Below are 13399 nucleotides of genomic sequence, written 5' to 3' on the forward strand. Positions count from 1 at the left end.
GTCCCGTGAGGCGGGGAAGGGGGTCCGCCGTGGCGTACCCGCAGGCTGCTCAGCCGCAGCCGGTCTCACCACCGTCCGTGAAGGTTATCCTGACCAGCGCCGAACTGGCCCGGGTGGTGGACCGAATCGCACACCAGATCCTGGAGAAGACCCAGGGCGCGGCCGGTACCGTACTGCTCGGGATACCCACCCGGGGCGCTCCGCTGGCCCGCCGGCTGGCGGCCCGGATCAACGCCTTCGAGGGCATCGCCGTACCGGTGGGTGTGCTCGATATCACTCTCTATCGTGACGATCTCCGTCGGCACGCGGTACGCGCGATCGGCCCGACCCAGGTCCCCCCGGAGGGGATCGACGGCAAACGGGTGATCCTGGTCGACGACGTCCTCTTCTCCGGCCGCACCGTCCGGGCCGCCCTCGACGCGCTCAGCGACCTCGGCCGGCCCAGTTCGGTGCAGCTCGCCGTGCTGGTCGACCGGGGCCACCGGGAGTTGCCGATCCGGGCCGACTACGTGGGGAAGAACATCCCGACGGCGCTCGCCGAGAGCGTCAAGGTGACTCTCGCGGAGACCGACGGCACCGACGAGGTCAAGCTGATCGGAGGGGCGGCATGATGCTCAAACACCTGCTTTCCGGTGCGGATCTCGACGCGGCCACCGCCACGCTGATCCTGGACACCGCCGCCGAGATGGCGACGGTGGCCGGCCGCGAGGTGAAGAAGCTGCCCGCGCTGCGCGGCCGTACCGTGGTCAACCTCTTCTACGAGGACTCCACCCGGACCCGGATCTCCTTCGAGGCGGCGGCCAAGCGGCTCTCCGCCGATGTGATCAACTTCTCCGCCAAGGGCTCCAGCGTCTCGAAGGGCGAGAGCCTGAAGGACACCGCGCTGACCCTCCAGGCGATGGGGGCCGACGCGGTGGTGATCCGGCACCCGGCCTCCGGGGCGCCGCACCGGCTCGCCAACTGGGTCGAGGGCTCCGTGCTCAACGCCGGCGACGGTACCCACGAACACCCGACCCAGGCGCTGCTGGACGCGTACACGATGCGGGCCCGGCTGGGACGGATCGCCGGGCTGTCGGTCGCGGTGGTCGGTGACGTGCTGCACAGCCGGGTCGCCCGCTCCAACGTGCTGCTGCTGGCCACCCTGGGCGCCAAGGTGACCCTGGTCGGCCCGCCGACGCTGATCCCGGTCGACATCGGCACGGCGCTCGCGCCCGGCACCGAGGTGTCGTACGACCTCGACGCGGTGCTGCCCACCTCGGACGTGGTGATGATGCTGCGGGTGCAGCGGGAGCGGATGGCCGACTCCTACTTCCCGTCCGCCCGGGAGTACGCCCGGCGCTACGGGCTCGACGGGCCCCGGATGGCCCGGCTGCCGGACCACGCCATCGTGATGCACCCGGGTCCGATGAACCGCGGGATGGAGATCGCGCCCGAGGTGGCCGACTCGCCCCGCTCCACGATCGTCGAACAGGTCGCCAACGGAGTCTCCGTCCGGATGGCCGTCCTGTACCTGCTGCTGGGGGGAATGAAGTGATGACCGACGTGACCACCGGAGGTGACCCGGGGGCGGCGTACCTGATCCGGGGAGTGCGGGTGGTCGGCGCCGAGCCGACCGACCTGCTGCTCGCTGGCGGGGTGGTGGCCGAGGCGGGCCACGGCCTGGCCGCCCGCGGGGCCAGGGTGGTCGACGGGGACGGGCTGGTCGCGCTGCCCGGCCTGGTCGACCTGCACACGCACCTGCGGGAGCCGGGCCGGGAGGACGCCGAGACGGTCGAGTCCGGCTCGCGGGCGGCGGCGCTGGGGGGCTACACCGCCGTCTGCGCGATGGCCAACACCTCGCCGGTCGCCGACACGGCCGGCGTGGTGGAGCAGGTGTGGCGGCTCGGCCGCGAGGCCGGGCTGGTCGACGTGCAGCCGATCGGCGCCGTCACCGTCGGGCTGGCCGGCGAGCGCCTGGCCGAGTTGGGCGCGATGGCCGAGTCCGCGGCCCGGGTGCGGATCTTCTCCGACGACGGGCACTGCGTGGCCGACCCCCGGCTGATGCGCCGGGCCCTGGAGTACGTCAAGGCGTTCGACGGGGTGATCGCGCAGCACGCCGAGGAGCCCCGGCTGACCGAGGGCGCCCAGATGCACGAGGGCGAGGTCTCGACCCGGCTCGGCCTGACCGGCTGGCCGGCGGTGGCCGAGGAGGCGATCATCGCCCGGGACGTGCTGCTGGCCGAGCACGTCGGCAGCCGGCTGCACGTCTGTCACCTCTCCACGGCCGGCAGCGTCGAGGTGCTCCGGCACGCCAAGAAGCGGGGGGTGCGGGTGACCGCCGAGGTGACCCCGCACCACCTGCTGCTGACCGACGAACGCGCCGCCAGCTACGACCCGGTCTTCAAGGTCAACCCGCCGCTGCGCACCGCCGCCGACGTCACCGCGCTGCGTGCCGCACTGGTCGAGGGGATCATCGACATCGTCGCCACCGACCACGCCCCGCACGCGCTGGAGGACAAGGAGTGCGAGTGGGCGTACGCCCGGCCGGGCATGCTCGGGCTGGAGACGGCGCTCTCGGTGCTGCTCGACGTACTCGGCGAACGGTGGGACCTGATCGCCGAGCGGATGTCCCGGACCCCGGCCCGGATCGCCGGGCTGGCCGAGCACGGCCGCAACCCGGCACCGGGGGTACCGGCGAACCTGACCCTGGTGGATCCGGCGGCCCGCCGCACGATCGACCCGGGCGAGCAGGCCAGCCGCAGCCGCAACACCCCGTACGCCGGGCTCACCCTGCCCGGACGGATCGTCGCGACCTTCCTGCGCGGCGAGCCGACGGTACTGGACGGAAAGGCTGTTCGATGAGGCGGCGACCGGCGATCCTGGTCCTGGAGGACGGCCGGACCTTCCGCGGCGAGGCGTACGGCAGCGTGGGGGAGACCTTCGGCGAGGCGGTCTTCAACACCGGGATGACCGGCTACCAGGAGACGCTGACCGACCCGTCGTACCACCGCCAGGTGGTGGTGCAGACCGCGCCGCACATCGGCAACACCGGCGTGAACACCGAGGACGACGAGTCGGCCCGGATCTGGGTGGCCGGGTACGTCGTCCGGGATCCGGCCCGGATCGGCTCGAACTGGCGGGCCACCGGTGCCCTGGAGGACCGGCTCGCCACCGAGGGCGTGGTCGGGATCGCCGGGGTGGACACCCGGGCGCTCACCCGGCACCTGCGGGAGCGCGGTGCGATGCGGGTCGGGGTCTCCAGCCTGACCGAGGACCCGTTGGAGCTGCTGGCCCGGGTGCGCGAGGCGCCCCGGATGGAGGGGGCGGACCTCTCCGCCGAGGTGACCACGGCGCGGCCGTACGTCGTGCAGGCCGAGGGGGAGCACCGGTTCACGGTGGCCGCGCTCGACCTGGGGATCAAGCGGAACGTGCCGCGCCGGCTCGCCGCGCGCGGGGTCACCACGCACGTGCTGCCCGCCTCGTCCAGCATCGACGACCTGCTGGCCACCGGCGCCGACGCGGTCTTCTTCTCGCCCGGACCGGGCGACCCGGCCACCGCCGACCATCCGGCCGGGCTGGCCCGCGAGGTGATGCGCCGGCAGCTCCCGCTCTTCGGGATCTGCTTCGGCAGCCAGATCCTCGGCCGGGCGCTCGGCTTCGGCACCTACAAACTGGGGTACGGGCACCGGGGCATCAACCAGCCGGTGCTGGACCAGAGCACCGGCAAGGTCGAGGTGACCAGCCACAACCACGGCTTCGCGGTCGCCTGGCCGGGCCGCGAACAGGGGCTCAGCGCGGTCGACGCGCCGCTCAACCAGGTGATCGACACCGACTTCGGTGGGGTCGAGGTGAGCCACGTCTGCCTGAACGACAACGTGGTCGAGGGGCTGCGGGCCAAGGACGTACCGGCGTTCACCGTGCAGTACCACCCGGAGGCGGCGGCCGGCCCGCACGACGCGGACTACCTCTTCGACCGCTTCGTCGAGCTGATCGGCGACAGGCAGAGTGAAGGCGGCAAGCATGCCTAGGCGGACAGACCTGAAACACGTCCTGGTGATCGGCTCCGGGCCGATCGTGATCGGCCAGGCCTGCGAGTTCGACTACTCCGGCACCCAGGCCTGCCGGGTGCTGCGCGCCGAGGGGCTGCGGGTCAGCCTGGTCAACTCCAACCCGGCGACCATCATGACCGACCCGGAGTTCGCCGACGCCACCTACGTCGAGCCGATCACCCCGGAGTTCGTCGAGCTGGTCATCGCCAAGGAGCGGCCGGACGCCCTGCTGCCCACCCTGGGCGGCCAGACCGCGCTGAACACCGCCGTGGCGCTGCACGAGTCCGGGGTGCTCGCCAAGTATGGCGTCGAGTTGATCGGCGCCGACATCGACGCCATCCGGCGCGGCGAGGACCGGCAGCTCTTCAAGGAGATCGTCGCCAAGGCCGGCGGCGAGACCCCGCGCAGCCGGGTCTGCCACTCGATGGACGAGGTCCGCTCCACCGTCGCCGAGCTGGGCCTGCCGGTGGTGATCCGGCCGTCGTTCACGATGGGCGGGCTCGGCTCCGGGATGGCGCACACCGACGAGGACCTGGAGCGGATCGCCGGGGCGGGCCTGGCGGCCAGCCCGGTGCACGAGGTACTCATCGAGGAGAGCGTGCTCGGCTGGAAGGAGTACGAACTCGAACTGATGCGGGACCGGCACGACAACGTCGTGGTGGTCTGCTCGATCGAGAACGTCGATCCGATGGGCGTGCACACCGGGGACAGCGTCACGGTCGCACCGGCGATGACCCTGACCGACCGGGAGTACCAGCGGCTGCGCGACCTCGGCATCGCGGTACTCCGCGAGGTCGGGGTGGACACCGGCGGCTGCAACATCCAGTTCGCGGTCAACCCGCGCGACGGCCGGCTGGTCGTGATCGAGATGAACCCCCGGGTCTCCCGGTCGTCCGCGCTGGCCTCCAAGGCGACCGGCTTCCCGATCGCCAAGATCGCCGCGAAGCTGGCCGTCGGCTACACCCTGGACGAGATCCCGAACGACATCACCCTGAAGACTCCCGCCGCGTTCGAGCCGACCCTCGACTACGTGGTGGTGAAGATCCCCCGGTTCGCCTTCGAGAAGTTCCCGGCCGCGGACAAGGAACTCACCACCACGATGAAGTCGGTCGGCGAGGCGATGAGCCTGGGCCGGAACTTCCCCGAGGCGCTGAACAAGGCGATGCGCTCGATGGAGACCAAGGAGAGCGGCTTCTGGACCGTGCCGGACCCGGAGGGTGCCACTCTTGACGGCACTCTCGCGGCGCTGCGCACCCCGCACGACGGGCGGCTCTACAGCGTCGAGCGGGCGCTGCGGCTCGGCGCCTCGGTGGCGCAGGTGTCCGAGGCGTCCGGCGGGATCGACCCGTGGTTCCTGGACCAGATCGCCGGGCTGGTCGAGTTGCGCGCCGAGATCGTCGGCGCCGCCGTACTCGACGAGGAGCTGCTGCGCCGGGCCAAGCGGGCCGGCCTCTCCGACCGGCAGCTCGCGGCGCTCCGCCCGGAGCTGGCCGCCGAGGACGGGGTGCGGACGCTGCGGCACCGGCTCGGGGTACGCCCGGTCTACAAGACCGTGGACACCTGTGCCGCCGAGTTCGCCGCCGGTACGCCCTACCACTACAGCAGTTACGACGAAGAGACCGAGGTGACCGGATCGGACCGGCCCAAGGTGCTGATCCTCGGCTCCGGGCCGAACCGGATCGGCCAGGGCATCGAGTTCGACTACTCCTGCGTGCACGCCGTGATGGCCTTGCGGGAGGTCGGCTACGAGACCGTGATGGTCAACTGCAACCCGGAGACGGTCTCCACCGACTACGACACCGCCGACCGGCTCTACTTCGAGCCACTGACCTTCGAGGACGTGCTGGAGGTCTGGCACTCCGAGGAGAGCTCCGGCAGGGCGGCCGGCGGGCCGGGGGTGGTCGGGGTGATCGTCCAGCTCGGCGGGCAGACCCCGCTGGGCCTGGCGCAGCGACTCAAGGACGCCGGAGTGCCGATCATCGGTACCAGCCCGGAGTCGATCCACCTGGCCGAGGAGCGGGGCGCGTTCGGCGCGCTGCTGGACCGGGCCGGGCTGCGCTCCCCGGCGCACGGCACCGCCACCTCGTACGACGAGGCGCACGCGATCGCCGCCGAGATCGGCTATCCGGTGCTGGTCCGGCCCTCGTACGTGCTCGGCGGGCGGGGCATGGAGATCGTCTACGACGACGACACGCTGCGCGGGTACATCGCCCGGGCCACCGACATCTCGCCGGACCATCCGGTGCTGGTGGACCGCTTCCTCGACGACGCGATCGAGATCGACGTGGACGCGCTCTGCGACGCCGACGGCGAGGTCTACGTCGGCGGGGTGATGGAGCACATCGAGGAGGCCGGGATCCACTCCGGCGACTCGTCCTGCGCGCTGCCGCCGATCACCCTGGCCAGCTCGCACCTGGCGGCGGTACGCCACTACACCGTGCAGATCGCCCGGGGGATCGGGGTACGCGGCCTGCTCAACGTGCAGTACGCGCTGAAGGACGACACCTTATATGTGCTGGAGGCGAACCCGCGGGCCTCCCGTACCGTGCCGTTCGTCTCCAAGGCGACCGCGGTGCCGCTGGCCAAGGCGGCCGCCCGGATCATGCTCGGCGCCACCATCGCCGAGCTGCGCGCCGAGCGGCTGCTCCCGCCGACCGGCGACGGCACGACGACCCCGGCCGACGCGCCGGTGGCGGTGAAGGAGGCGGTGCTGCCGTTCAAGCGGTTCCGTACCCCGACCGGCAAGGGCATCGACTCGCTGCTCGGCCCGGAGATGAAGTCCACCGGCGAGGTGATGGGCATCGACACCGCCTTCGGGCACGCCTTCGCCAAGTCGCAGGCGGCGGCGTACGGCTCGCTGCCGATCCGGGGCAAGGTCTTCGTCTCAGTGGCCAACCGGGACAAGCGCGGCATGATCTTCCCGGTCAAGCGCCTCGCCGACCTCGGCTTCGAGATCGTCGCGACTACCGGCACCGGTGAGGTGCTGCGCCGGCACGGCATCTCCTGCGAGCTGATCCGCAAGCACTACGAGGAGGGCGCCGACTCGCCGGACGCGGTCACGCTGATCGCGGCCGGTGAGGTGGACCTGGTGATCAACACCCCGCAGGGTTCCGGGGCGAGCGCCCGCTCCGACGGGTACGAGATCCGCAGCGCGGCGGTCGGCGCGGACATCCCGTGCATCACCACCGTGCCCGGCGCGGCGGCCGCGGTGATGGGGATCGAGGCGCTGATCCGGGGCGACATGTCGGTCCGGCCGTTGCAGGAGTTGCACGCGGCGCTGCGGGCCGGCGAGTGAGCGCGCCGACGGCGACGGCGGAACCGGGCCGGCATACGGCGGGCGGGGGCGCGGTCTTCGACCGGGTCGTCCGGCCGGCGCTGTTCCGGCTCGGCGGCGGCGACGCCGAGACCGCGCACGAGTGGACACTGCGCCGGCTGGCCGGACTGTCCCGCAGCCCGGCCGCGCTGGCGCTGCTGCGGGCCCGGTACGCCGTCTCCGCCCCGCGCACCGTCTTCGGGGTCGACTTCCCCAACCCGGTCGGGCTGGCCGCCGGGATGGACAAGGACGGTGCCGCGCTGCCGGCCTGGCCGGCACTGGGCTTCGGCTTCGTCGAGGTGGGTACGGTCACCGCGCACCCGCAGCCGGGCAACCCCCGGCCGAGGCTGTTCCGGCTGCCGGGCAGCGCGGCGGTGATCAACCGGATGGGCTTCAACAACGCCGGAGCGGAGGCGCTGGCCGGGCGGCTGGCCGCGCTGCGCCGGCCGTTGGGGGTGCCGCTCGGCATCTCGCTGGGCAAGTCCAAGGTCACCCCGCTGGGCGACGCCGTCGCCGACTACCTGGCCTCGTACCGGGCGCTGGCGCCGTACGGCGACTACTTCGCGGTCAACGTCTCCTCGCCGAACACCCCCGGGTTGCGGGCGCTGCAGGACCGGGCGCACCTCGACGCGCTGCTGACCGCGCTGGTCGGGGAGAAGCCGATCCTGGTCAAGATCGCCCCGGACCTGACCGAGGCGGCGATCGCCGAGCTGCTCCAGGTCTGCCTGGACCGGGGTGCCGCCGGGGTGATCGCCACCAACACCACGCTGGGCCGGGACGGGATCGCCCCGGCCGAGGCGCACCGGGCCGGCGAGGCGGGCGGGCTCTCCGGGCGGCCACTGACCGCGCGTACCCGGGAAGTGGTCTCGTTCGTGCACGCCGAGACGAACGGCGCGCTGCCGGTGGTCGGGGTGGGTGGCATCCTCGACCCGGCGGACGCCACCGCGCTGCTGGACGCCGGAGCCAGCCTGGTGCAGCTCTACACCGGCTTCGTCTACGGCGGGCCGGGACTGGTCCGCGCGGTGGCCCGGGCGACCCGGCGATGAGCCCGGGGGAGCCCGCCACAGCGGCAGCGGAGGAGCGCCGGTGACCCCGGAGGAGATCGTCGCGGCCGACCGGGCACACGTCTGGCACCCGTACGCCCCGATGCCGGCCAGCACCGACCCCGCCGTGGTGGAAAGCGCCGAGGGGGTCCGGCTGCGCTTGGCCGACGGCCGGGAACTCGTCGACGGCATGTCGTCGTGGTGGGCGGCGATCCACGGGTACCGGCATCCGGTGCTGGACGCCGCCGTCACCGACCAGCTCGGCCGGATGAGCCACGTGATGTTCGGCGGCCTCACCCACGAGCCCGCCGTCCGGCTGGCAAGCACCCTGGTGGAGATCACGCCACCCGGGCTGGAACACGTCTTCCTCTGCGACTCCGGCTCGGTCTCCGTCGAGGTGGCGGTCAAGATGGCGGTGCAGTACCAGCGCGGCCGGGGACGCCCCCAGCGGCACCGGCTGGCCACCTGGCGGGGCGGCTACCACGGGGACACCTTCCATCCGATGAGCGTCTGCGACCCGGTCGGCGGGATGCACTCGCTCTGGACCGGCGTACTGCCCCGGCAGGTCTTCGCCGACCTGCCGCCGCCCGGCTTCGCCGCCCCGGTCGACTCGGCGTACGCGACCGCGCTCGCCGACGCGCTGCACCGGCATGCCGGTGAACTCGCCGCGGTGATCGTCGAACCGGTGGTGCAGGGCGCCGGTGGGATGCGCTTCCACAACCCGGAGTACCTGCGGCTGCTCCGCGAGCTCTGCACCGAGCACGACATCGTGCTGATCTTCGACGAGATCGCCACCGGCTTCGGCCGGACCGGCGCGCTCTTCGCGGCCGGGCACGCGTCTGTGACCCCGGACGTGATGTGTCTGGGCAAGGCGCTCACCGGCGGCTACCTGAGCCTGGCCGCCACGCTCTGCACCCCCGAGATCGCCGAGGGGATCTCCGCTACCGGGGTGCTGGCGCACGGCCCCACCTTCATGGGGAACCCGCTTGCCTGTGCCGTCGCAAACGCCTCTATCGGGCTGCTACGGGCCCGAAACTGGGCAATGGACGTAGCGAGGATCTCCGCCGGGCTCTCGGACGGTCTGGCGCCGCTACGGGGCGCCGCCGGGGTGGCCGACGTCCGGGTGCTGGGCGCGATCGGCGTGGTGCAGCTCGACCACGACGTGAAGCTGGGGGCGGCGACCGAGGCCGCGGCGGCGTACGGGGTCTGGCTGCGCCCGTTCCGGGACCTGATCTACACGATGCCGCCGTACGTCACCGGGGACGACGACCTCGCCCGGATCTGTACGGCGATCGGCGCGGCCGCCGAGGCCGGCTGACCGCGCGGCTACCGGGGCCGGCCGACCGGACGCGCCGAGAGGCCCCCGGTGCGGTGGAGCCCGCCGCCGCGGTATCCGGCCGGCCGGGTGCGGCGGACCGGAGACATGACGGTTAGTCGCGGCGACATGACAGAAGGTCATGGCGCTGGCGGAGAGGAGAGGCGAATGGAGACCTTCGGCAGTCGGCTGCACCGGGCGATGGCGGAGCGCGGACCGCTCTGCGTCGGCATCGACCCCCATCCCGCGCTACTGGCCCGGTGGGGCCTGACCGACGACGTCGACGGGGTGGCCCGGTTCAGCGAGACGGTGGTCGAGGCGCTCGGCGACCGGGTCGCGGTCGTCAAGCCGCAGTCGGCATTTTTCGAGCGCTTCGGGTCGCGCGGGGTCGGCGTACTTGAGTCAATTATCCGACAGTTGCGGGGCGCGGGCGTGCTCGTTCTGCTTGACGTCAAGCGCGGCGACATCGGCTCCACGGTCGCCGCGTACGCCGACGCGTACCTGGATCCATCCAGCCCGATGTATGTCGACGCGGTCACCGCGAGCCCCTTCCTGGGGGTCGGCTCGCTCGCCCCGATGTTCGACGCGGCGCGCAAGCACGGCGGCGGCGTCTTCGTGTTGGCGCTCACCTCCAATCCCGAGGGCGCCAGCGTCCAGCGCGCCGTCGGCGCCGACGGGCGCACCGTCGCGCAAACGATCATTGAAGAGATTTCGCAGCTCAACGCGGGTGCGGAGCCGCTCGGCAGCTTCGGATTGGTGGTCGGCGCCACCATCGGCGAGACCGGGCACGACCTCTCCGGGGTGGGCGGTCCACTGCTCGCGCCGGGCCTCGGCGCGCAGGGCGGACGCGCCGACGACCTGCGTACGGTCTTCGGCGGCGAGCTCTCCAGAGTGCTCCCGTCGTACTCCCGGGAGGTGCTCGGCGCGGGCCCTGATCCGGCCGCGTTGCGCGCCGCGGCGGACCGGGCGCTTGCCGATTGTCGGGCCGCGCTGACCGCTGCCGGTCAGTGATCTCATGGTTACGCTGACATGATCATGGCGTGCCCACGTTGCCGAAAGCTCCGTTGGCCGCTAGTTTTCCCGGCGCTGGGAACCACATACCCCTTTGGTTGCCAGGCACACCACGTTTCACAGATGCGACGGCGCGTCCCGCCCGTCGCGATAGGGACCTGAGGAGAACTGGTGCCGCTCCCCCAACTGAGCCCCGAACAGCGCGCAGCCGCGCTGGAGAAGGCCGCGGAGATCCGCAAGGCCCGGGCGAAGCTCAAGGAAGAGCTCAAGCAGGGCAAGACCAACCTCGCCGCCGTCCTCGACCGTGCGGAGTCGGACGACGTGGTCGGCAAGCTGAAGGTATCGGCCGTACTTCAGGCCATGCCGGGAATCGGCAAGATCCGGGCCACCCAGATCATGGAGAAGCTCAAGATCGCCGACAGCCGTCGCCTCCGTGGCCTCGGCGAGCAGCAGCGCAAGGCACTGCTTGGAGAATTCTCGGCGAACTAGTTCCACTCGCCGTGTAGAAACAAGCAGTGGGTACGCATGACGATGTCCGCCCAGCGGCTCGTCTCACGGTCCTTGCCGGTCCCTCCGGGGCCGGCAAGGACAGCGTGACAGAACTCGTCCGGGCCCGATCGCGCCAGTTGTGGCTACCGGTCCCGGTGACCACCCGGCCCCGTCGTCGTCACGAGATCGACGGAGTGCACTATCGCTTCGTCAGCCGGGCCGAATTCGGCCGGCTACTCGACGACGGACAGTTGCTGGAGTGGTCGGAAATTGGCGTCCACCGGTACGGCACGCCGGGCGAGCCGGTGCGGATCCGGTTGTCGGCCGGCCAACCGGTGCTGCTCCCGATCGACCTCCGGGGCGCCCGGCAGGTGCGGGCGGCGATGCCGCAGGCCCGGCTGGTCTACCTGGCCCCGACCTGGGACCATGCCCGCGCGGCGGGTCGCGAATTCGACGCAACGGTCGTGAACGACGTGCTCGGGCGCGCCGCGGATGAACTGGTAAGCTTGCTCGGTTCGTCCTTTCTGACGCCGACCTGAGGCAACGCCGACACGGTCGACGCGGATTCGAGTCGGGCACAGACCATGAGCCAACTCCGACCTGACCGCCGCGCCCGGCGGTCGAGAAGACACCGAGGTTTATCTCCGTGGGATCCATCGCCAGTCCCGAAGGCATCACCAACCCGCCGATCGACGAGCTGCTCGAGAAGACCACCTCGAAGTACGCTCTGGTGATCTTCGCCGCCAAGCGCGCCCGCCAGGTGAACGCCTACTACAGCCAGCTCGGCGAGGGCCTGCTGGAGTACGTCGGCCCGCTGGTGGAGACCACCCCGCAGGAGAAGCCGCTCTCGATCGCGATGCGGGAGATCAACGCAGGTCTGCTCACCGCCGAGCCGACCGACCAGCCGTAGGGTCGTCCGGGCGTCGGCGATGACCGCGGTCGTACTCGGAGTGGGCGGTGGCATCGCCGCCTACAAGGCCTGCGAGCTGCTCCGGCTCTTCACCGAGTCGGGGCACCGGGTCCGGGTCGTGCCGACCGCCTCCGCGCTGCGCTTCGTCGGCGCGCCGACCTGGGCGGCGTTGAGCGGCCAGCCGGTCGCCGACGAGGTCTGGGCCGACGTGCACGAGGTGCCGCACGTCCGCCTCGGCCAGGCCGCCGACCTGGTGGTCGTCGCCCCGGCAACGGCCGACCTGCTGGCCAAGGCCGCGCACGGTCTCGCCGACGACCTGCTCACCAACACGCTGCTGACCGCCCGCTGCCCGGTGGTGCTCGCCCCGGCGATGCACACCGAGATGTGGGAGCACCCGGCGACGGTGGAGAACGTCGCGACGCTGCGCCGCCGCGGCGTCCTGGTGATCGAGCCGGCGAGCGGCCGGCTGACCGGCGTCGACACCGGCAAGGGCCGGCTGCCCGACCCGGCCGAGATTTTCGCGGTGGCCCGCCGGGTGCTCGCCCGCGGCGTCGCCGAGCCCCGGGACCTGGTCGGCCGCCGGGTGGTGGTCACCGCCGGCGGCACCCGGGAACCGCTGGACCCGGTGCGGTTCCTCGGCAACCGGTCGTCGGGCAAGCAGGGCTACGCCTTCGCCCGGACGGCGGTGGCCCGGGGTGCCCAGGTGACGGTGGTTGCCGCGAACGTCTCGCTGCCGGACCCGGCCGGGGCGGACGTGGTCCGGGTCTCGACCACCGAGGAACTGCGCAAGGCCACCCTGGAGGCGGCCGAGACGGCCGACGCGGTGGTGATGGCGGCGGCGCCGGCGGACTTCCGGCCGGCGACCTACGCCGCCGACAAAATCAAGAAGTCGGACCGGGGCGGCACGCTCACCGTCGAGCTGGTGGCCAACCCCGACATCGCCGCCGAGCTGGGCGAGCGCCGACGGCCGGACCAGGTGCTGGTCGCCTTCGCCGCCGAGACCAGCGACGCCGAGGCGAACGCCCGGGCGAAGCTGACCCGCAAGCGCGCCGACCTGATCGTGGTCAACGAGGTCGGGCCGGACAAGGTGTTCGGGGCCGACAGCAATACCGCCGTCGTGCTCGGCGCCGACGGTTCGGCGACAGTGTTTCCCGAGCAATCCAAGGAAGATCTCGCCGACGGCGTCTGGGATCTGGTAGTAACGCGCTTAACCGGCCTGTCATGACCGGGTAGCACGCTACCGGGCACGGGTCGGGGGACCAGGCGGCCGTGACTACACTGCCGCGCCAA

Annotated in this window: 12 protein-coding genes; all 12 read left to right on the forward strand. The window is 72.1% G+C overall.

Annotated features, from left to right (window positions below; translation table 11 throughout):
• Positions 1-29 precede the first annotated feature (29 nt).
• The 12 genes from pyrR (at position 30) to coaBC (ending at position 13334) form a co-directional block, all read left to right on the forward strand.
• Positions 30-611, forward strand: a complete 582-nt coding sequence (pyrR, locus tag ACQEVC_RS22860; protein ID WP_318397399.1) for a bifunctional pyr operon transcriptional regulator/uracil phosphoribosyltransferase PyrR — start codon at positions 30-32, stop codon at positions 609-611.
• Positions 611-1534, forward strand: coding sequence for an aspartate carbamoyltransferase catalytic subunit (locus ACQEVC_RS22865; protein ID WP_432891647.1), 924 nt, complete (start codon positions 611-613; stop codon positions 1532-1534). Before pyrR ends, ACQEVC_RS22865 begins: the two co-directional genes overlap by 1 nt.
• Positions 1534-2841, forward strand: a complete 1308-nt coding sequence (locus tag ACQEVC_RS22870; RefSeq protein WP_432880854.1) for a dihydroorotase — start codon at positions 1534-1536, stop codon at positions 2839-2841. Before ACQEVC_RS22865 ends, ACQEVC_RS22870 begins: the two co-directional genes overlap by 1 nt.
• Positions 2838-4007, forward strand: a complete 1170-nt coding sequence (carA, locus tag ACQEVC_RS22875; protein ID WP_432880857.1) for a glutamine-hydrolyzing carbamoyl-phosphate synthase small subunit — start codon at positions 2838-2840, stop codon at positions 4005-4007. Before ACQEVC_RS22870 ends, carA begins: the two co-directional genes overlap by 4 nt.
• Positions 4000-7323: a carbamoyl-phosphate synthase large subunit gene (carB, locus tag ACQEVC_RS22880; protein WP_432880860.1), complete on the forward strand. Its 3324-nt coding sequence runs from the start codon at positions 4000-4002 to the stop codon at positions 7321-7323. The genes carA and carB overlap by 8 nt, the downstream gene beginning before the upstream one ends.
• The gene (locus tag ACQEVC_RS22885) at positions 7320-8387 is read left to right on the forward strand and encodes a quinone-dependent dihydroorotate dehydrogenase (protein WP_432880862.1); all 1068 of its coding nucleotides are present in this window, start codon (positions 7320-7322) and stop codon (positions 8385-8387) included. The genes carB and ACQEVC_RS22885 overlap by 4 nt, the downstream gene beginning before the upstream one ends.
• Before the next feature lie 40 nt (positions 8388-8427).
• Entirely contained in the window at positions 8428-9702 is a 1275-nt protein-coding gene (locus ACQEVC_RS22890; protein WP_432880865.1) for an adenosylmethionine--8-amino-7-oxononanoate transaminase, read from the forward strand.
• A gap of 165 nt (positions 9703-9867) precedes the next feature.
• The gene (gene pyrF / locus ACQEVC_RS22895) at positions 9868-10710 is read left to right on the forward strand and encodes an orotidine-5'-phosphate decarboxylase (protein ID WP_432880868.1); all 843 of its coding nucleotides are present in this window, start codon (positions 9868-9870) and stop codon (positions 10708-10710) included.
• Positions 10711-10881: 171 nt separating this feature from the next.
• Entirely contained in the window at positions 10882-11199 is a 318-nt protein-coding gene (mihF, locus tag ACQEVC_RS22900; RefSeq protein ID WP_101366727.1) for an integration host factor, actinobacterial type, read from the forward strand.
• A gap of 26 nt (positions 11200-11225) precedes the next feature.
• Positions 11226-11738, forward strand: coding sequence for a guanylate kinase (locus ACQEVC_RS22905; protein ID WP_432880871.1), 513 nt, complete (start codon positions 11226-11228; stop codon positions 11736-11738).
• A 107-nt stretch (positions 11739-11845) separates the two neighbouring features.
• On the forward strand, positions 11846-12109 hold the full coding sequence (gene rpoZ, locus ACQEVC_RS22910) for a DNA-directed RNA polymerase subunit omega (RefSeq protein WP_101366725.1): 264 nt from the start codon (positions 11846-11848) through the stop codon (positions 12107-12109).
• Between the two features lie 19 nt (positions 12110-12128).
• Positions 12129-13334, forward strand: coding sequence for a bifunctional phosphopantothenoylcysteine decarboxylase/phosphopantothenate--cysteine ligase CoaBC (gene coaBC / locus ACQEVC_RS22915; protein ID WP_432880874.1), 1206 nt, complete (start codon positions 12129-12131; stop codon positions 13332-13334).
• Positions 13335-13399: the final 65 nt, after the last annotated feature.

This window comes from Plantactinospora sp. CA-294935 (genome assembly GCF_050936445.1).
GTDB lineage: Bacteria > Actinomycetota > Actinomycetes > Mycobacteriales > Micromonosporaceae > Plantactinospora.

Coding starts and splice junctions, on each gene's coding strand:
- ACQEVC_RS22865 (WP_432891647.1), top strand. CDS start 611: ATGCTCAAACACCTGCTTTCCGGTGCGGATCTCGACGCGGCCACCGCC.
- ACQEVC_RS22870 (WP_432880854.1), top strand. CDS start 1,534: ATGACCGACGTGACCACCGGAGGTGACCCGGGGGCGGCGTACCTGATC.
- carA (WP_432880857.1), top strand. CDS start 2,838: ATGAGGCGGCGACCGGCGATCCTGGTCCTGGAGGACGGCCGGACCTTC.
- carB (WP_432880860.1), top strand. CDS start 4,000: ATGCCTAGGCGGACAGACCTGAAACACGTCCTGGTGATCGGCTCCGGG.
- pyrF (WP_432880868.1), top strand. CDS start 9,868: ATGGAGACCTTCGGCAGTCGGCTGCACCGGGCGATGGCGGAGCGCGGA.
- coaBC (WP_432880874.1), top strand. CDS start 12,129: ATGACCGCGGTCGTACTCGGAGTGGGCGGTGGCATCGCCGCCTACAAG.